Annotated in this window: 22 protein-coding genes and 2 pseudogenes; 11 read left to right on the forward strand and 13 right to left on the reverse strand. The window is 69.0% G+C overall.

Annotation, left to right across the window (positions count from 1 at the left end):
- The first annotated feature begins 27 nt into the window (after positions 1 to 27).
- Positions 28 to 627, forward strand: coding sequence for a CGNR zinc finger domain-containing protein (locus ACZ7J0_RS31760; protein WP_470893200.1), 600 nt, complete (start codon positions 28 to 30; stop codon positions 625 to 627).
- A 493-nt stretch (positions 628 to 1,120) separates the two neighbouring features.
- Here the strand turns inward: ACZ7J0_RS31760 and ACZ7J0_RS31765 are convergent, their stop codons facing one another.
- The 3 genes from ACZ7J0_RS31765 to ACZ7J0_RS31775 are packed head-to-tail and all read right to left on the reverse strand — an operon-like array spanning position 1,121 to position 3,214.
- Positions 1,121 to 1,909 carry a tyrosine-type recombinase/integrase gene (locus tag ACZ7J0_RS31765; RefSeq protein WP_470893201.1) on the reverse strand — a complete coding sequence of 263 codons (789 nt, stop codon included), beginning with the start codon at positions 1,907 to 1,909 and terminating at the stop codon, positions 1,121 to 1,123.
- 13 nt (positions 1,910 to 1,922) lie between these two features.
- Positions 1,923 to 2,543 carry a hypothetical protein gene (locus ACZ7J0_RS31770; RefSeq protein ID WP_470893203.1) on the reverse strand — a complete coding sequence of 207 codons (621 nt, stop codon included), beginning with the start codon at positions 2,541 to 2,543 and terminating at the stop codon, positions 1,923 to 1,925.
- Positions 2,498 to 3,214: a hypothetical protein gene (locus tag ACZ7J0_RS31775; RefSeq protein WP_470893205.1), complete on the reverse strand. Its 717-nt coding sequence runs from the start codon at positions 3,212 to 3,214 to the stop codon at positions 2,498 to 2,500. Before ACZ7J0_RS31775 ends, ACZ7J0_RS31770 begins: the two co-directional genes overlap by 46 nt.
- A 4-nt stretch (positions 3,215 to 3,218) precedes the next feature.
- On the opposite strand from ACZ7J0_RS31775, the gene ACZ7J0_RS31780 reads away from it, so the two are divergent.
- From ACZ7J0_RS31780 to ACZ7J0_RS31795, 4 genes are all read left to right on the forward strand, one after another.
- Positions 3,219 to 3,557: a hypothetical protein gene (locus tag ACZ7J0_RS31780; RefSeq protein ID WP_470893207.1), complete on the forward strand. Its 339-nt coding sequence runs from the start codon at positions 3,219 to 3,221 to the stop codon at positions 3,555 to 3,557.
- A 216-nt stretch (positions 3,558 to 3,773) separates the two neighbouring features.
- Positions 3,774 to 4,589, forward strand: coding sequence for a sulfite exporter TauE/SafE family protein (locus ACZ7J0_RS31785; RefSeq protein ID WP_470893209.1), 816 nt, complete (start codon positions 3,774 to 3,776; stop codon positions 4,587 to 4,589).
- 34 nt (positions 4,590 to 4,623) lie between these two features.
- Entirely contained in the window at positions 4,624 to 5,223 is a 600-nt protein-coding gene (locus ACZ7J0_RS31790) for a Ku protein (RefSeq protein WP_470893211.1), read from the forward strand.
- A gap of 41 nt (positions 5,224 to 5,264) precedes the next feature.
- Complete coding sequence (locus ACZ7J0_RS31795; protein WP_470893213.1) at positions 5,265 to 5,450, forward strand: hypothetical protein; 186 nt, start codon at positions 5,265 to 5,267, stop codon at positions 5,448 to 5,450.
- On the opposite strand, the gene ACZ7J0_RS31800 is transcribed toward ACZ7J0_RS31795, so the two are convergent.
- Both ACZ7J0_RS31800 and ACZ7J0_RS31805 read right to left on the reverse strand, forming a co-directional pair.
- A complete protein-coding gene (locus ACZ7J0_RS31800) occupies positions 5,383 to 5,658 on the reverse strand; it encodes a DUF6233 domain-containing protein (RefSeq protein ID WP_470893325.1) in 276 nt (91 codons plus the stop codon). The genes ACZ7J0_RS31795 and ACZ7J0_RS31800 overlap by 68 nt on opposite strands.
- Positions 5,659 to 5,669: 11 nt before the next feature.
- Positions 5,670 to 5,768 (reverse strand): annotated as a pseudogene (locus tag ACZ7J0_RS31805) (IS5/IS1182 family transposase); the annotation flags it as partial.
- Positions 5,769 to 6,035: 267 nt separating this feature from the next.
- Between ACZ7J0_RS31805 and ACZ7J0_RS31810 the strand changes: the two are divergent.
- Together ACZ7J0_RS31810 and ACZ7J0_RS31815 are read left to right on the forward strand one after the other, a co-directional pair.
- Positions 6,036 to 6,488 carry a hypothetical protein gene (locus tag ACZ7J0_RS31810; protein ID WP_470893215.1) on the forward strand — a complete coding sequence of 151 codons (453 nt, stop codon included), beginning with the start codon at positions 6,036 to 6,038 and terminating at the stop codon, positions 6,486 to 6,488.
- Positions 6,489 to 6,505: 17 nt separating this feature from the next.
- Positions 6,506 to 6,685: pseudogene (locus ACZ7J0_RS31815) on the forward strand (hypothetical protein); the annotation flags it as partial.
- Between the two features lie 94 nt (positions 6,686 to 6,779).
- Here ACZ7J0_RS31815 and ACZ7J0_RS31820 read toward each other — a convergent pair.
- From ACZ7J0_RS31820 to ACZ7J0_RS31850, 7 genes are all read right to left on the reverse strand, one after another.
- Complete coding sequence (locus tag ACZ7J0_RS31820; RefSeq protein WP_470893216.1) at positions 6,780 to 7,322, reverse strand: hypothetical protein; 543 nt, start codon at positions 7,320 to 7,322, stop codon at positions 6,780 to 6,782.
- A gap of 145 nt (positions 7,323 to 7,467) precedes the next feature.
- Positions 7,468 to 7,836, reverse strand: a complete 369-nt coding sequence (locus ACZ7J0_RS31825) for a DUF6233 domain-containing protein (RefSeq protein ID WP_470893218.1) — start codon at positions 7,834 to 7,836, stop codon at positions 7,468 to 7,470.
- An 11-nt stretch (positions 7,837 to 7,847) separates the two neighbouring features.
- Entirely contained in the window at positions 7,848 to 8,195 is a 348-nt protein-coding gene (locus tag ACZ7J0_RS31830; RefSeq protein WP_470893220.1) for a hypothetical protein, read from the reverse strand.
- A 124-nt stretch (positions 8,196 to 8,319) separates the two neighbouring features.
- Positions 8,320 to 8,487 (reverse strand): hypothetical protein, encoded by a 168-nt coding sequence (locus tag ACZ7J0_RS31835; RefSeq protein ID WP_470893222.1) that lies wholly within the window; start codon positions 8,485 to 8,487, stop codon positions 8,320 to 8,322.
- A 527-nt stretch (positions 8,488 to 9,014) separates the two neighbouring features.
- Entirely contained in the window at positions 9,015 to 9,248 is a 234-nt protein-coding gene (locus tag ACZ7J0_RS31840; RefSeq protein ID WP_470893223.1) for a hypothetical protein, read from the reverse strand.
- A 74-nt stretch (positions 9,249 to 9,322) separates the two neighbouring features.
- Entirely contained in the window at positions 9,323 to 10,060 is a 738-nt protein-coding gene (locus ACZ7J0_RS31845) for a thioredoxin domain-containing protein (RefSeq protein ID WP_470893225.1), read from the reverse strand.
- A gap of 349 nt (positions 10,061 to 10,409) precedes the next feature.
- The gene (locus ACZ7J0_RS31850) at positions 10,410 to 10,535 is read right to left on the reverse strand and encodes a hypothetical protein (RefSeq protein WP_470893227.1); all 126 of its coding nucleotides are present in this window, start codon (positions 10,533 to 10,535) and stop codon (positions 10,410 to 10,412) included.
- A gap of 186 nt (positions 10,536 to 10,721) precedes the next feature.
- Between ACZ7J0_RS31850 and ACZ7J0_RS31855 the strand changes: the two genes are divergently transcribed.
- From ACZ7J0_RS31855 to ACZ7J0_RS31865, 3 genes are all read left to right on the forward strand, one after another.
- A complete protein-coding gene (locus tag ACZ7J0_RS31855; RefSeq protein WP_470893229.1) occupies positions 10,722 to 11,261 on the forward strand; it encodes a CbrC family protein in 540 nt (179 codons plus the stop codon).
- 461 nt (positions 11,262 to 11,722) lie between these two features.
- Positions 11,723 to 13,387: a methyltransferase, FxLD system gene (gene fxlM, locus ACZ7J0_RS31860; protein WP_470893231.1), complete on the forward strand. Its 1,665-nt coding sequence runs from the start codon at positions 11,723 to 11,725 to the stop codon at positions 13,385 to 13,387.
- A gap of 21 nt (positions 13,388 to 13,408) precedes the next feature.
- Positions 13,409 to 14,290, forward strand: a complete 882-nt coding sequence (locus tag ACZ7J0_RS31865; protein ID WP_470893233.1) for a hypothetical protein — start codon at positions 13,409 to 13,411, stop codon at positions 14,288 to 14,290.
- A gap of 350 nt (positions 14,291 to 14,640) precedes the next feature.
- Here the strand turns inward: ACZ7J0_RS31865 and ACZ7J0_RS31870 are convergent, their stop codons facing one another.
- On the reverse strand, positions 14,641 to 15,108 hold the full coding sequence (locus tag ACZ7J0_RS31870) for a hypothetical protein (RefSeq protein WP_470893235.1): 468 nt from the start codon (positions 15,106 to 15,108) through the stop codon (positions 14,641 to 14,643).
- Between the two features lie 294 nt (positions 15,109 to 15,402).
- Between ACZ7J0_RS31870 and ACZ7J0_RS31875 the strand changes: the two genes are divergently transcribed.
- Positions 15,403 to 15,705: a hypothetical protein gene (locus ACZ7J0_RS31875; protein WP_470893237.1), complete on the forward strand. Its 303-nt coding sequence runs from the start codon at positions 15,403 to 15,405 to the stop codon at positions 15,703 to 15,705.
- Positions 15,706 to 15,897 lie beyond the last annotated feature (192 nt).

The following is a 15,897-nucleotide window of genomic DNA, read 5'->3' on the forward strand; positions in this document are numbered from 1 at the left end:
ATGAGCGCAAGCACTAACATGAGAAACATGAGCGAGAGCCTGACCGTCGGATCCATGCTGCCGCCCGCCCCGGGGGCGGACGAGTACCTCGCCCTCGACTTCGTCAACAGCGCGATCGCGCTGCCCGGAGGGCACTTCGTCGACTCCCTCGGCACCCCCGAGGACACGAACCGGTGGCTCACCGAGCACGGCCTCGCACCGGCCGACGCCGGGGTGCAGGAGATGTGCGCGACACAGCTGCGCTCGCTGCGCGAGCACATCAGGGCACTGTTCGCCGCCCGCGTCGCGGGGCTGCCCGCCCTGCCTACGGCACTGTCCGCCGTCAACGACGCCCTCGGCAAAGCCCCCACGGCCGAGCTGCTCTGCTGGGACGACACGAACGGCCCCTACCGCATGGCGCCGTGCCCCACCCACGAGATCCTCGACCGCGCCCTCGCGACCCTGGCCGCCAACACGGCCGACCTCCTCACGAGCCCCGACGCCGCCCGCCTCACCCGATGCGACTCGCCCCCCTGCATCCGCTACCTGCTGCGCCACGGCCGCCGCCACTGGTGCTCCACCCGCTGCGGCGACCGCGCCCGCGCGGCCCGCGCCTACGCCCGACGCACCCAACCGACTGCTGACTGACGGGTGTTGGGTCGCGCTGCCCCGAGGGGCGTGGGCGCCGGTTCGTGTCCGGCGCCGGGGCGGCATTCCCGGCGGGCGGGGGCTCGGCGTGACGGCGTGCCTGGTCGCAGATGTCCTCGGTGGCCCCGGCGGCGTGACGGTGCCCTACGCGTCGACCAACGTGACCACGCACAAGAAGGGCCCGAAAAGGCCTGCGTCTACCCCACGCCCGCGGCCGTACAGCCTACGAAACCTTCGCGGGCGTCCGGTCCTGCCAGGACTGGCGGCGGTAGGTGGTCGGCGGGAGGCCGTACTCGGCGCGGAAGACACACCGTCCTGGGCATCCGGATCACACAGTGGGCGCAGTCGGCGGCCTGGCCGCTGGCGAGGATGTTGAACTGGGAGGGGCCCAGGAAGTTGATGTGCCGGTCCTTGAGCGGCGAGAGCCGTGTGACGCCTCGTCCGTGATCTCGTAGCCTTCCGCGCGTAGGTGGGGTTCGCCGCTAAACGACGGCTAGAGGGCGAGAGCGGGTTGCTGGCTGCCGGTAAAGCGATCATGGGGTGGCCGGTCGCGGCGTCGGCATTCCCAGGAGAACCGACTTGCTGGAAGCCGCCGAGTCGACTTGGTCGAGCTTGGATTCGGCGCCGGCGAGGCTGATACGAAGCCCTTCAATCTCACCAAGCCAGCCTTCCTACTCGGCTTCGGCGATCCGGTTGATGAGGTAATCGCGGATCTCCACCAGCCGGCCGCGCTACGCGGGGTCGGGGCGGAGGAGGGAGCAACGCACGCAGGCGTGTTCGTGGACGCAGGCTGTGCCGTAGGCGCGGGCGCAGGTGCCGACGGAGAGTTTGCGGCGTCGAAGTGGCCGAGGAAATCCTCCCACTCGGTGTCGGTGGGGGTGCCGTATTCCTCTGCCGGGCGCAGGGCGCGGCGGCGGGCGATGAAGGAGCGGTGGGCCTCGATGGTCTCGGTGGGGTAGAGCGCGTTGTAGCCCCTGGTGGTGTTGATGTTCGTGTGGCCGGCGATGACCTGGGCGATGTGGGGTGGCAGGCCGGAGCGGATGGCGTCGGTGATGAACAGGCGCCGGAAGTCGTGGGGTGCGAAGTCCAGCGGCTGGCCGGTGGAGTCCGTCAGGCAAATGAAGGCGAGGACGCCCAGGGCGCGGCGGATGGACTCGCCGGTCATGCGGGAGGGCTCTCCCGCACGGTCCCACTGAAACAGCAGCGGGGCGGGAGGGTTCCAGACGCGTTCCTCGTAGTCGTCGGCGGCCAGCAGCGGGATGCCGCCGTACGCGGATCGCACACCCTCCGGATGATCACGGACAGGACGTCGGCGAGCTCAGGGCTGACCAGCAGGACGCGCTCCTGGTCGGTCTTGGACGGGGCGATCTGGAGTAGGGGGACGATCTCGCCGGTCGTGGGCAGGCGGTACTGGACCAGGCGTGGTGGCTGGTCTCGAGCATCTCCTCGATGCGGGCGCCGGTGAGGCGCAGGAACTCCACCGCCGCCCAGGCCCAGAACGCGCGGTGCTCGGCGTGGTCGAAGTGGAGCAGGGCCCCGGTCGCGTCGCGGGCCCCGGCGCTGGCCGTGCTCTTCGTACGGACGAAGACGGCGCCGTCGACCGTGAAGGTCGCGCCCGGCGGCACGGCGCGCAGGGCATCGAGGTAGGCCACGCGGTGGCGGTGGTGGTCGGCCGCGGCCCGGGCAAATGTCTCCAGAGCCGGTAGGCGTTCGCGGGTGCGTTGGTCCATGCGGGCCTTGACGCGCTTGGTGCGCTTGCCGTCCAACGTCTCGGCTTCTTTGATCGGGCACGGCGCAGCCCACGGCCCCCACCGGGCCGGCTCTTCCACCGCCCAGCGCGCGACGTCCAGATAGATCACGCGTACCGCCATCAGCAGCAGGGCTCGGTCGGCGCGCTCAACGACCGTCTGCTCCACGGTGCCGTCCGGCCGTCGTCGCCGCTGGATCCGGCTCCGCAGACGTTCTTCCACGCGGTGGCCACGTCGGGCGGCAGGTCGAGGGAGGAGATTCCGGGGTGGTGCCGTTCAAGGTCGGACCAGAAGTTCCGGGTCAGGTTGCGGGCCAGGTTGTCCAGCGTGCTGTAGTCCAGCCTGTGCCGGCGCTCCTCCAGGTAGTCGATCAGCAGCGCGCGGATCGGCGCGCAGGTAACCCCGTGCCGGTCCACCAGCTCCGCACAGGTCAGCTGCCCGGTCAGCCGGCCCAGGTGGCCATCGGCTGGCAGATGGCCGAGCGTGCGCAGCCACGAGTAGAACAGGGTGCTGTCCCCGCTGCTTGTCCGGCCTCGTTCGCGCATCACGGTGTCGTACTCGATCGTGTCGCCGACGGTGATGTCCGCCAGACCCCCGCCCTTGGCGAGAAGGATTCTGGCCAGCGCCAGGCGTGCCTTGCAGCCCGTAAGCGCCGTCCACCTCCTCGGATCGACATGCTCCTGTAGCTGAGCGAGCCCCGCCGGATCACGGACCTTTTCGACGAAGTCCCGCAGATGCGAGCTGCGGTGTCCGGCCAGCCAGGCATACGAGCGTTCCAACGGCGAGGTCATCGCCCTCCTGGTCGTCGCCCCCTCGAAGACCGAACGCGAGCGCGTCATCCCGATGTCCGCAGAGCTCTTCCACGCCATCGCCCAGATCGTCCGGCGCCAGACCCTCGACGGCCGGCCCATTCCACTTCTGACCCGCTACGACTCACACGAGAGGACCTGGTCAGAGCCCATGCCGTTCCTGTTCCAGCGCCACCGGGGCAGCGTCCGCGCGGTCATGTCATCCGCCGCCTCGCTCGAAATGATCGGCCGCAGCTGCGAAGAGATCGCCAAGACGAACCCCGCCTTCGCCGGGGCCAAGTTCACTCCGCACGACTTCCGCCGGCTCTTCGCCACCGACATCGTCAACGGCGGTCTGCCAATCCACATCGGCGCGGCCTGCTCGGACACCTGAACCTGCGGACCACGCAGGGCTACGTCGCGGTCTTCGCCGAGGACATCGTCAAGCACTACCAGGAGTTCCTGAACCACCGCCGGACCCTGCGTCCCGACGACGAATACACCGACGTCACCGCCCAGGGGTGGGCCGAGTTCGAGGAGCACTTCGACAAGCGCAAGGTCGAGCTCGGGAACTGCGCCCGACCTTACGGATCACCCTGCCAGCACGAGCATGCCTGCATCAGATGCCCGGTGCTTCAGGTCAACCCCAAGATGCTGCCCAGGCTCGCTGAGAGCCGGCGCGGCCATCGGCCTGCTCGGCGGGATGATCGGGCTGGGGGGCGCAGAGTTCCGCCTGCCTCTGCTGATCGGCCTATTCGGGTTCGCCGCCCTGGCGGGGGTCATTCTGAACAAGGCGATGAGCCTGGTCGTGGTCCTGGTCGCGCTGCCTGCCCGCCTCGCTGCGGTCCCGGCCGCCGAGGTCGCCGCCCGCTGGCCCCTCGCCATCAACCTGCTGGCCGGCAGCCTGCTCGGCGCCTGGGCCGGAGCGTCCTGGGCGGTCCGCATGCGCTCCGCGACCCTCTACAAGGTCCTCGCCGGGCTGATGGTCCTCATGGCCGCCGCTCTCGTCCTCAGCCACACCACCACCCTGGACAACCTCGCGCTGCCGCTATGGGCCCAGATACCCGCAGGCGTCGCGGCCGGGTTCGGCATCGGCGTCGTCGCCGCGATCATGGGCGTCGCGGGCGGCGAACTGCTGATCCCCACGATCGTGTTGCTCTTCGGCGAGGACATCAAGACCGCCGGCAGCCTCTCCCTGCTCGTCTCCCTGCCCACCATGCTCGTCGCCTTCGCCCGCTACAGCCGGGACAGAAGCTTCGCCGTCCTCGGCGCGAACCTCCGCTTCACCGCAGTCATGGCCGCAGGCTCCGTCGTCGGCGCGATCCTCGGCGGACAACTCCTCGGCGTCTTCCCTGATGGCATCCTCATCCCCGCCCTGGCCGTCATCCTGCTCGTCTCCGCAGTCAAACTTGCCCGCCACGACTGACCCCGAGCCCCCACACGACGCCCTGCTTGACTCAGTGCAGAGAAACTACCTGGTGGCCGACGGCGCCGTGTCCGCCAAGCCCTACACCCTGCTCAGGAAAGCGCTGGAACGGAACGCGAAGGTCGCGGTGGCCAAGTTCGCCCTGCGCGGCCGCGAGCGGCTTGGCCTGCTGCGGGTGAAAGATGACGCCCGACTCCTCCACTCCCTCCACTGGGGAGACGAAATCCGCTCCCCTGCCGAGCTCGCCCCGAAGGAGACGGCCCTGACCGAGGAGGAGATCGAGGGAGCGATCGCGCTGCTGGAGACCATGGGCGCCGAGCGCCTCGACGACCTGGACCTCACCGACCAGTACACGGAGGCGGTGGCCGAGGTCATCCACGCCAAGGCAGAGCACCGGCAACCGCGGCCGGTGGCCGAGGAACCGGAGACGGCCGGGACGGTCGTCGACCTGATGGCCGCTCTCACGCAGTCCGTGGAGAAGGCTAAGGAACGCCGCGGCGAGGGCGCGCCGGCGACCGTGCACGAGATGCCGGCGCCGAAGAAGAAGACGGCGGCCAAGAAGACGCCGACGAAGAAGCAAGACGCCAAGAAGACGGAGAAGAAGGCGCCAGCCCGGCGCCGGAAGTCCGCCTGACTCATGGCGTGTCATGGGCGGCCGGTCCCCCGTTGACCCGCGTGGAGACTGCTGCCCCGGTGACTGGCGACTACCCGACCGAACCCCGGCTGCCGCTGCTGACCGCGGCGGAAGCCCGGGAAGCCGTCGGATACATGAGCCTGCTGGAAACCCTCGACCTCACACCCCGCGGCGCGGCGGCAGGGCAGCTCGCCGCTGATCTAGCCCGACGCATCCCCTCCCAGTAGCAGGCCCGCGCCGTACAGCGGCCTGATCAGTCGAGGATGCCGAGGTCGGAGTCGGGACGGCAGACTTCGCACGCCGGATCTGGACGCTGGTGAGAGCGTGGCGGGCTTCGTCGCGGCTGAGGTGCTTGGTGTGGCGGCTGGCCAGGGTGCAGTCCCCGGTGTGGATGCTGTCGGCGACGGGGCGGCCGCGTTCACGCAGGTAGGGCAGGACCCAGCCGCAGTCCGGTAGTACACGGCGATCAGCAGCACCCGGTCAGCCAGCGGAAGGCACCACGGACGACCACCACCAGGCCCGTTCCCACCCCGCTCCCGGACCACCACCACCCATGCCCCGCCAACGCACCAACCACCCGACCGCTACGGGAGGTCGACCATCGACCTTGATCATGGCTTCGGAGCGGTGGGAGGTCTCGTAGTCGCGGGCGAGGCGGCGGTGGTGCATGAGCACCATGGTCGATGGCCTCGGTCCGGTAGCCGGTGATCAGTTCTTGCTCCGGTGGAGGCCGTGAGCTCGCCTTTACGCACATCGGCTCCGTTTGCGCCGAACGTTCGCCGGAGGTCTGCTGTAAATGTGAGGAAGGGAAGATGGTCGGCATGGTGGAGATATTTGACGCGCGAACAGAAGCCTGGCGATACAAGACCATGTATGAGTTTAAGGTCACTTTCAAGGCGTCGTTCGATCCGCCGGAGATGGGCGACACATTCCATCAATACGTGTCATTTCGCGAGCAAGACGCCATCGGCGAAGATGACTGGATTATGGAACCGATTTATCCGGAAGATCTAGGAACCATATTCATACCTAACGATCAACCCGACCTTCGGCCCGACACCAGACCCGGCCACCAGGGAATGACCGTGGTGGACCGGTGGGACGGAATCGGCGTCCTGGACACGATCATCAGCGCCATAGAGCCCGTGGGGGAATTCGAAGTCTATGCGCAAATTTGGCTGCGCTCATCCGGGAACCTTGATAGCAACGGACCCGAGGGGTCGGACAGCGGGCTGGTAACGACAAACACGGCCGTGATCGCCTAACAAGGCGACCGCCCAGCCTACTCAGGCAGCTCTTGCGGCAGAGGCAAGGGCGGGACGCCGAACCTTCTGCCTGCGTGATCGACGCGCAGAGCGTCAAGACCTCCACAGCCGAAGAAGAAGGCGGCGGCCAAGAAGACGCCGGCGAAGAAGCAGGCCGCCAAGAAGACAGCAGAAAGAAGACGGCCCGGAAGCGGTCCGCATAGCGGCTACTGGCCAAGCCCAATGGGGGCCCTGCGGTACGACGGCCCGGCTGCCGTTGCGCACGGGGATGCCGGGCCGTCGGCCTGTGCGTTACGTCCTGGTCTCAGGGGGGCTGTCGACCGTGCCCGGGTCGATCAGTGCGCCGATGTTGGTGATGGCACCATCCGGTGCGAGCGTCACGTTGACGATGACGGGCTGGATCCGGTGCGGCGGGGCGATCGGGATGATCGGGTCCGGCGGGAAGATGTTGTAGAAGGTGGGGTGGAAGGTCAGCGGGGTGACCGGGTCCGGCGGGTAGGCGACGATGTTGGTGTCGCTGCCGACGAAGCGGTAGAGATCGCCGCTGACCTGGCCGATGCCGGTGGTGCGAAGCAACGTGCTCGTCACGCGGGCAATACCGCCGCCTCCCGGCTCGGTCTCGGTGACGACCCGGACGCGGATGCTGCCGGTGACGTCGATCGGCTCCGAGCCGAACGTTCGGAAGGTGCCGCTGAGGGGCAGCACAACGGTCCGCCGGTGAATGGCCTGGGCGGGCTGCGCCGCGGCGGGGGCGGTGGCCACAGGCAGGGCCAGGCCCAGCATGGTCAGGACGAGGCAGACCTTCGTGGCGGCGCGCGCGAGTTGACCGCGCATGGATGCTCCTCTCGGTGAGGCGGGACGGCGTATCCACGCCCGTCCCGCAGACGGAAGTCCACCCTGTCCGGCCGACTGAACACATGTCGCGCCGGATCGGCCCGCACGAGTGAGACTTCACGCGGCCGGCCCTGGCGTGCGATCACTACTGGCCAGGGCGCCGTGGCGGCGGCTTGTCGAGACCGAGGCTGCCCCACGGGGCGCAGATGTCGCAGAGCTCCAGCTCGGGAAACTCCTCGAACGCGATCTTGACCTCTTCCATCCGGAGCAGCCCGACCTCTCCCTTGAAGAGCGGGCAGTTTCCCCGGTGCAGCACGGGGTGGCCTTCCACGGCTCGGGCGGGCTGGAGTTTCCAGGAGAGCTCACGCCTGGCCACCTCGCGGCGCCGGCGGTCCTCACGCTCTTGCTGCTCCAGCTCCCGGATCGTGCGGTCGGCGATCTGCAGCTGGTAGGAGAGCCAGTCCCGCAGCGTCCGCTGCTTCTCCAGACGCTGGGATATCGAGAGGTCGGGCATGGCGGCGCTCGCTACGCGGCGTCGGCAGTGACGGAGGGGTGGATTTTGAGCGCCATGCGGGCGCCCACCACGTCCGACCGGTCGAGGGTGGACCAGTGCGGATGCGTCGACACCTGGATCGACAGGTCCAGCACCAGGGTGCGCAGCCGGGTCACCTCGGCCTGCTGCTCGGGGGTGTAGCCGGGGCTGTCGTCGCGGCCGCCGGTCACGACGCCGGTGTGGGGGTGGGCCTCGCCGGGCCAGCCCTTGGCCGGCTCTGCGGACCACGGAAGGGTTGCGCCCAGGGCCCGGTACTGGGCCCATGCCTGGTGGAGGCGGTGCTGGGCGTCGATCCGATCTGCGGGGAAGGTTTCGGCCACGTCCCGAATGATACGCCTGTTCGAATACTCGGGAGGCCTGCCGGCCTCGCAAGTCGCGGCCTGAGCATCGCCGGGGACGCGGCGGGTGAGCGGAGGGCCCGGCCGGTGGCCGGGCCCGGCACCCTTACTCCTCGTCCTGGGCGCGGCGCTCGGCCCACCGGTCGATGCGGGCCAGTATGCTGGCGGCCCGATCAGCGGCCGCGCCAGTGAAGGTGACGGAGCCGCGCCCGCGGCAGGCCCAGCAGCCGGAGCCGCAGTCAGGTACGCGGCAGGTCATCACGAGCTTGTCCATGGGGTTCTCCTCGGTCCGGGCCGCTGACCTGGGGCGCAAGGTGGAGCGCCCTACTGGACGAACGACCTTGCGCCCCTCACAGGTTCGTGGCGCCCTTGGGCATCAGGTCAGCGGCTTTGACCGAGCCCAGCCACAACGGCGCGGCCCGCCCCCACCGGCCTCAAACTCGGTCGCCACCGGTCACCCAGAACGGCAGCCGGGGCCTGCTCCCGCACCACGCACCGCAACCCCGCACGATGGCGCACGACCACCAAGCCGGGGGCAGCCGGAAGAGACCCTAAGGAAACGGGCCTCAGGGCCCAGACATGATGTAGATGATCTCGACGCGACCGGGCTCGTCGACCTGAGGTGGGTGGCCGCGGTACAGGAGGGTGGTGGTGATGCGGTCCCCGTCTGGGGCCAGCACGGTGGTGACTCTTCCTGGGGTGTGCCCGGCGGCGGCATCGGCTTCGAGGTGAAAGCGCCGCCGGGCTCGTACAGAGTTGCACGCGGCACTGACAAGGACGCTGGCCGGCGTCGTGCGCAGCTCAGCGGTTCAGCTCGGGGTTGGTTCCCGGCTCGAACGCCACTGCCTCGCCCTTACGGTGCTGCTTGAAACCGACCAGAAGCATGCGGTGCCCCATACCGAACTGCTTGGGGCCGATCCACTCCCGCATGCCCTTCCAGTCACCCGCGTCCACGAGCTGCCGGCAACGTGGGCAAGCGTAGAAGCGGTCGCCGGAGAGGAAGGCGCCTCCGGCGCCGGGCGATCGTGCTCCCATCACCCGGGACACTGAGGGGCACCTCTTCCACGCCTGCGGGGCCCTGAAGGGCCCACTGCCCCATACCCCGTGGCTCAGGACTCTGTGTCCCAGCGTGCCCAGGGTCGTCGCTTGATGTCCCTGATGACCGCGAGGAATGCCTTCTCGTCGTACAGCACGCCGGAGTACTCCTGCGGAACGGGAACCTCGTTGATCACGGCGCTTGGGGTGCCGGGTCCGCGAGGGTCGTCCCCGCCGGCCGCTTCGTAGGCCTTCTCCGATGCGGTCACGAAGGCGCGGTACTTCATCGTTTTCACCGCGGAGTCGAACGTGGGGCTTCTCAGTCCCTTGACCTCGGAGGCGAGTTCGAGGAGGCGCATGTCGGTGTAGCCGTCGACGGATTCTTCCGGCTGGTTCTTGTAGAGAACGTCGTGATACTCGGCGAACTTGTGCGCGTCCAGGGCCGCGCGCAGCGCGTTGACGACTTTCTTCGAGCCGCTGCCTCCGAGCCTGTCGTCCAGGAATGAGGCGAGAACGTATTCGGTCTTCACCTGGTGGAGCTCGGTCAGCGTACGCAGAACCGGTCCCGCCCCGGTGAGTTCGAACTCCTCGCAGTAGGGGCAGCGCGGGTCTTCATGGAGGCGCACGGTCATCGGAGCCTCCGGGTCGCCCACCGTGATGGTGGTGCCGTCCGCACCCAGTTTCTCGGGCAGCTCTTCCGTGACCGCGTACGCGGGCTTTGCCGGTGCTTCCGCTCTCGCACCGCACCCGGTCACCGACAGCCCCACCCCAGCCGCTATGACCGCCGCAGTCAGCCGCCATCTACGTCCCACCAACACGTGTCCCTCCTAGATCAGGAGGACACTAGAACACGCGTTCAGGCGGCGATGCACCGGCATATCCCAACAACAGAGCGGCCCGCCCGGTACGACGTGCGAAGGGCGTCCGGACGGGCTCCGGCGTCCACGATGCCAGCCGGGCACCGCCGTCGAGCGGGACGCGGCCGTACGGCCGCGTCCCACGCGTGCTGATCCGTGTCGGCGGCATCGCGCCAGCCGGTGAGGCCGGTCGCCATCAGCATCGGGATGTACCTGGTCGCCCCCGCGGTGGGCCGCCGACCCGCACCGCTTTCAGGCCCTCATGGACGCTCTACTGCCCGACGCACCCGGCTGCGGCTCATCGTCAGCTCTCCTCTCCTGCACTGGCGTTGAGCGCCTCGCCCCTGGTGCTGTCGCGGCTGCTGGCAGCCCGCAGGGCCGCGGCGCGTGCCCGGTCGTTGGCGAGGCTCTGGTTTACGACATCGCCCACTTCATGGCCGACCGCTCTCTCAGCGGTGACTCCGCGGCGCGGTCTGGACGGCGAGCCGCCCACCCGCAGCCGATGGCGGAGGCTGGTCATTGTCCGGCGCGAGTACCTGCGTATCGCGTGCTGAGCTGTGCCTTATTGCCCGCGTGACTGACCGTTCGTTCGAGACGGCTGTTACGGTTGCGGGTTGTGACTGAGCTGCTTCCTGAGTTCCCGTACCACCCTGACCCTGTTGCTACGGGCGTGGTGGTTACGTCTGGTGCGACGTGCATCTGCTGTGGGCGGGAACGCGGGTACATCTACAGGGGCCCCGTATACGCGGCCGAGGAGCTCGACGGTCGGCTGTGCCCGTGGTGCATTGCGGACGGCAGCGCCGCAGAACGGTTCGACGCCCACTTCACAGGGGGAACGTGCCTGGGCGACGACGTGCCTCTTGAGGTCTTCGCGACCGTCGACAAGCACACCCCGGGGTTCGCCGCGTGGCAGGAACCGCGGTGGTTCTTCCACTGCGGGGACGGTGCCGCGTTCCTGGGCCTGGCCGGGGCCGCCGAACTTACCGCTCATCCCGACGCACTGGAGATGCTGCGAGAGGAGACGACCGGTTGGGGCTGGCCTCCGGACCAGGTCGAGCGCTATCTCGGCTCGCTGGACAAGGACGACCAGCCGACGGCGTATCTCTTCCGGTGCCGGTCCTGCGCAGTCCGCCTCGCCTACTCTGACGTGCCGTAGGCGCACAGCCGGTCGAACGGTCACTCACCCGGGAGCTTTGCGTACTGGCGCCGCCGGCTCCTGCGAGTGAGCCTGGACGCTCGATGCGGCGAACGGCTGCCGGTTGCCGTTACGCCGCGCCGCAGACTCGGCTGGTAGGGCATGCGAGAACAGCTGATCACGAGCGCCGTGCTGCCGGCAGCCAGCTTCCCAGGGCTGCCCGCCACCGCAGCGCCGACTCAGGCTTCAACAGCTGCGGCTACTACCCGACAACGACCGTCCACCTCCGGCAACGGGCCCGGGGCCGGCACATCTCCCAGGGGCTGCTGAGCCCCGACGACCCGGTCCGGGCGTACGAAGCGCGCGGCGGCTGGTACCGGGTGAAGCTGGATGACGACTCCCCCCCACGGCATCCGCGCCAGCCAGACCGGCTGGGTGTCCAAGAAGCACCTCAAGCCCGCGGTCTGCACTCAGGTGCGATGATGCGCGCCGCCGGCCTCGACTGGTACGAGCAGGGCGACGTCTGGGACAAGGTCGCCGCCGAACGTCCCGCCCCGCCGATCCTCGCCTCCGGGCTGGACGCGGCAATGTACTCCCTGCTGACCGTCGACGCCCGCAGCCTTTGCCGGGAGGACGGCCCGCTCCACGGACACGCCGACTGGGTTCGCGCCTTCGCACGGGCCGGGACCGCACTCGCCGTCCTCAACCACGAAGGCCGGCTGCGCCGAGGCCTGAGAGCTGTCCTCGCCCACCACGTGATCTTCCACTTCAACCGGGCCGGTCTCCCCCTGGAGGACCAAAGCGCCCTGTCCAACCTCGCCCGAAAGGCCATCATGGGAATGAGTGACACCCCCGCAACCACCCCCGCCAGCAACCCGGCCGCCGATAGCGTCGGATCGGTGAACACCGACACGCTCACCACCCCCGACGCCACCGCGGAACAGCTCCGCAACGCCCTCGTCGACCAGATCCGCAAGGAGGGCCGCGCCACCAACCCGGCCGCCGAGGCCGCGCTGCGCACCGTGCCCCGGCACCTTTTCGTGCCCGACGCCTCGCTCGAGGAGGCCTATGCCAACCAGCCGGTCCACGTGAAGTACGACACCGACGGCACGTCCATCTCCTGCGCCTCCCAGCCCGCCGTCGTCGCCCTCATGCTCGACCAGCTCGACGCCCAGCCCGGCGAACGCATCCTCGAACTCGGCGCAGGCACCGGCTACAACGCTGCCCTCATCGCCCACCTCGTCGGCGACACCGGTCAGGTCACCACCATCGACGTCGACGACGACCTGGTCGACGGCGCCCGTAAACACCTGGCCGCCGCCGGGTACACGAACGTCGAAGCCCTGACCCGCGACGGAGCCGTCGGCCACGCCGACGGAGCGCCGTACGATAGGATCATCGCCACCGTCGGCGCCCACGGCATCCCGAACGCCTGGCTCGACCAACTCGCGCCGGGCGGACGGCTCGTAGTTCCCCAGCGGATCAAGGGCAGCGTCTCCCGCTCCATCGTCTACGAGCGTCGAGACGGCCGATGGGTCTCCCTCAGCAGCGAGATGAACACCTTCATGCCGCTGCGCCGCGGCATCGCCGACGACGACCGGCGAATCATCCCCCTCACCGCGGACGGGACCGTACGCCTGCAGGCGCCGGCCGGAACGCCCATCGACGCCGAGGCGCTGGCCCGCGTACTCGAAGAACCGCGGGTCGAGGAATGGACCGGGATGACGGTCCGCGCCATGGAATCGCCCGAGTTGATGGAGCTCTTCGTCAGCTGCTCCTTCGACTCCGGCCTGATCCGGATGCTGTTCCCGGCATCCGCCAAGGGCACCACCCTTACCGAGGACCCCTACCCCTCCTCCACCGCGGTCATCGACAAGGGGGCTCTGACCTACCTCGCCCGGCGCCTCTCGGACCAGACCACCCCCGAGGGCGGCAAGCTGTGGGAGTTCGGCGTCATCGGCCACGGTCCCGGCAGCGACGAGCTCGCCGCCAAGGTCGCCGACGCGATCCGCACCTGGGACCACAACTACCGCAGCCGGAAGCCCGACTTCGAGCTCCAGTCCCTGCAGGCCCCGGCCCCCGAGGAACGTCCCGGCCGGTTCACCGTCGACACGCCCCTGAACCGGATCGTCATCGACTGGAACTGACCGTGCGCCCATGACCGTGTGGTGCCCGCCGTCCGTTCTTCGGCGGTGCTGTACGGGCTGCGGCCGGCGCTGCGGGTGCTGCTCTGGGCGGTCTGCGCCCTGGCCGGGATCACCGCGTTCAGCCTCCTGATGGATGTGATCACGCTGATGCTCGGTCAGGGCGTGGACAACGGGGCTTCCGCCACGAACAAGGCCCTCGCGGCGGTCGGGGCGGTCCTGCTGGCTGCCACGGCCCGGTCCGACCGGCCGACCGTCGGCACCTCCGTAAGAACGCCGTCCGCCGCACCGCGGCGTGTCCGGCTCGCTACGTGGGCGGGGACGCTGGCCTTCGTCCCGTACGCGGCGATGAAGCTGGTCTGGGCGTTCGGCGGAACGTTCGCTGAAATCACCGGTGAGGAGATGCTCGCGGTCTCGGAACGCAACGGCGCCTCGGAGATCTTCCTCACCCTGGAGTCCTGGGGGCTGGACCCGACCGCGCTCCTGGCCGTGCTCGGCGTTTTCCTGCTCTGGGGCCTGGTCCGCCCGTGGGGGCAGGTCTTCCCGCGCTGGACGCTGTGCCTTCGCGGCCGACGGGTGCCGCGCTGGCTCCCGCTCGCCCCGGCTCTGCTCGGTGCTGCCACGCTCGCCCCGTACGGCGTTGTGGGCGTCGGATACTTGGCCCTGGCCACGGCCGGCGTAGTGACGATGCGACGTGGCGACTTCCACTCCCCGGGCGACGCACTGCTGGTCGGCTGGATCGGGATGGCCGCCTTCGCCGTCTACGGTATCGCCCTGATCATCGCGGCCCGCTCGTACTGGCTTCAGACGCGGCCCGCTTGCCAGATGACTGTCATCACAAGAGTGACCATCCGCAGCCAGTCAGATACCGCTGACTGGCCACGGAGAATTTCAACAGGCCAGTGACACCAAGGGAGGGCCGAGCAGCCCAGGATGAGCGAAACACCGCCACAAGCGCCCTGCGCAACTCGGCACGGCCCCACACTCCCCAGACCCCAGTTGCCGAAGCACCCGGCTGGGGAACGAACAGCAGCCCTGGGGAAAATTCGAGATCCGCATCAGCTTCGCGCGACGAGCTCTTTCCAGGCTTCGAGCACTTCGACCGGTGCCAACAGCCCTCGTAACAGCCACTCAGCGGAATTGGCCAACAGAGTCACGGGCTTGTGTCAAGGGGAAACGCGGCGGAGTGCATTGGGGTGGATGCACGGCATCGTCGGTGGGGATCGGCAGCATCGGGTGCACTGCACCGGGTGGGTTCAGCGGCCGGGTTCTGGCCTACGGTGCGGGTCCGGCTGCTGGGGGCGGTGGGCCCGCTGATCGTCCTCGCGCGACAGGTGCGGTGCGGTGGCGTCCTCTGGGGCGGCGTACTTCCTCCTCCTCGCGCGGGCCCCGTCGCCAGCCTTCGTGCAGGCGTCCGTCACGCGGCGCAGCTGCTCGACGGTGAAGTCCAGGGCTTCCACGTCCGTACGCGATGCCCTCAAGGCCCGCAGTGCCGCGAGGTCGATCCCCGACTGCGGCCCGGCTTCGGCGCCTGGTCGTCGTGCTCGGGGTCGGCGGCCGGGGGCGCGAGCAGCTGCTCGGGCATCGCCGCCTGTTGGTGCGCGGCGCTGTCGTACGGCCCGGCCCCGCACGGCGGTCGCGGTGGTGGTGCGCAGCTTCTCCCGCACCACCGCACCGGCGAGGACAGCTCGCTCGTACTGCAGCGGGATGCCGGGTACTCCCACTCCCCCGCGTCCTGGTCCGGGGGCCGGGGCGCGGCCGGCCGGGGTTTGCTGGTCCGGGTCGGGCGCGGGGGTGGGCGGCGGCGGGTGGCGAGGTCGGATAAGGCCCACCGTGCGGTGCAGACACCTCAGGCGCCTAACTCGTGAAGCTGAGTGGCTATGGACGCCTGGGGACTCGAACACGTCGGCTCGCTGTCTTGACTTGCGTATGCATCTCCGGTCGCGCAAAAGTGCGATTGACGCGGAACTTGGGCCTTTTGCCGGCAGGACGGGGACAGCCAGGTGTGCAAGGCGAATGTGGCTGCCAAGGAGGCGGCGATCGATCGGTTCCTCACTGAGTACCCGCAGGCGGTTGATGCCGGCCGTGGCCATCCTGCCCTCCAGGGGTGTGAGGATGTCCGCTGGTCCGAGTTCCCAGAGTGCCCCGCCAGGATTCCGGTGCTGCTGCGCGCCCTCCTCGACTGGGAAGCAGCATCCGAAGCCGAACGGGTGCTCACCAACTCCATTCTCAATAGCATCACGGCGATGAACGTAGCCATGCCGACGGCACTGCCGTTCCTGTTGCGCTTGGCCAGTGACCCTCAGTTTCCTGCGCGGTAGGGTCTGCTGGACCTTCTGGTCACGATTGCAGGGTTCTCCGAGTCGATCGATGCTGGCGACGAGGTGTCGGTGCTCTGGTTCGGCAGTGACAGCGAACATCCCGAGCGTGAGCAGTGCCGGGCGGTGTTCACGGACCACGCGAGTGTCGTGGCGATGCTGGCGGAGGAACTGGCTAGCCCTGATCAGCAGGCG

The organism is Streptomyces sp. NPDC038280, from assembly GCF_055600045.1.

Coding starts and splice junctions, on each gene's coding strand:
- ACZ7J0_RS31760 (WP_470893200.1), top strand. CDS start 28: ATGAGCGAGAGCCTGACCGTCGGATCCATGCTGCCGCCCGCCCCGGGG.
- ACZ7J0_RS31775 (WP_470893205.1), bottom strand. CDS start 3,214: ATGACGCGCTCGCGTTCGGTCTTCGAGGGGGCGACGACCAGGAGGGCG.
- ACZ7J0_RS31825 (WP_470893218.1), bottom strand. CDS start 7,836: ATGCCCGACCTCTCGATATCCCAGCGTCTGGAGAAGCAGCGGACGCTG.
- ACZ7J0_RS31820 (WP_470893216.1), bottom strand. CDS start 7,322: ATGCGCGGTCAACTCGCGCGCGCCGCCACGAAGGTCTGCCTCGTCCTG.
- ACZ7J0_RS31835 (WP_470893222.1), bottom strand. CDS start 8,487: ATGGACAAGCTCGTGATGACCTGCCGCGTACCTGACTGCGGCTCCGGC.
- fxlM (WP_470893231.1), top strand. CDS start 11,723: ATGCGCGCCGCCGGCCTCGACTGGTACGAGCAGGGCGACGTCTGGGAC.
- ACZ7J0_RS31810 (WP_470893215.1), top strand. CDS start 6,036: ATGGTCGGCATGGTGGAGATATTTGACGCGCGAACAGAAGCCTGGCGA.
- ACZ7J0_RS31840 (WP_470893223.1), bottom strand. CDS start 9,248: ATGGGAGCACGATCGCCCGGCGCCGGAGGCGCCTTCCTCTCCGGCGAC.
- ACZ7J0_RS31785 (WP_470893209.1), top strand. CDS start 3,774: ATGCCTGCATCAGATGCCCGGTGCTTCAGGTCAACCCCAAGATGCTGC.
- ACZ7J0_RS31780 (WP_470893207.1), top strand. CDS start 3,219: ATGTCCGCAGAGCTCTTCCACGCCATCGCCCAGATCGTCCGGCGCCAG.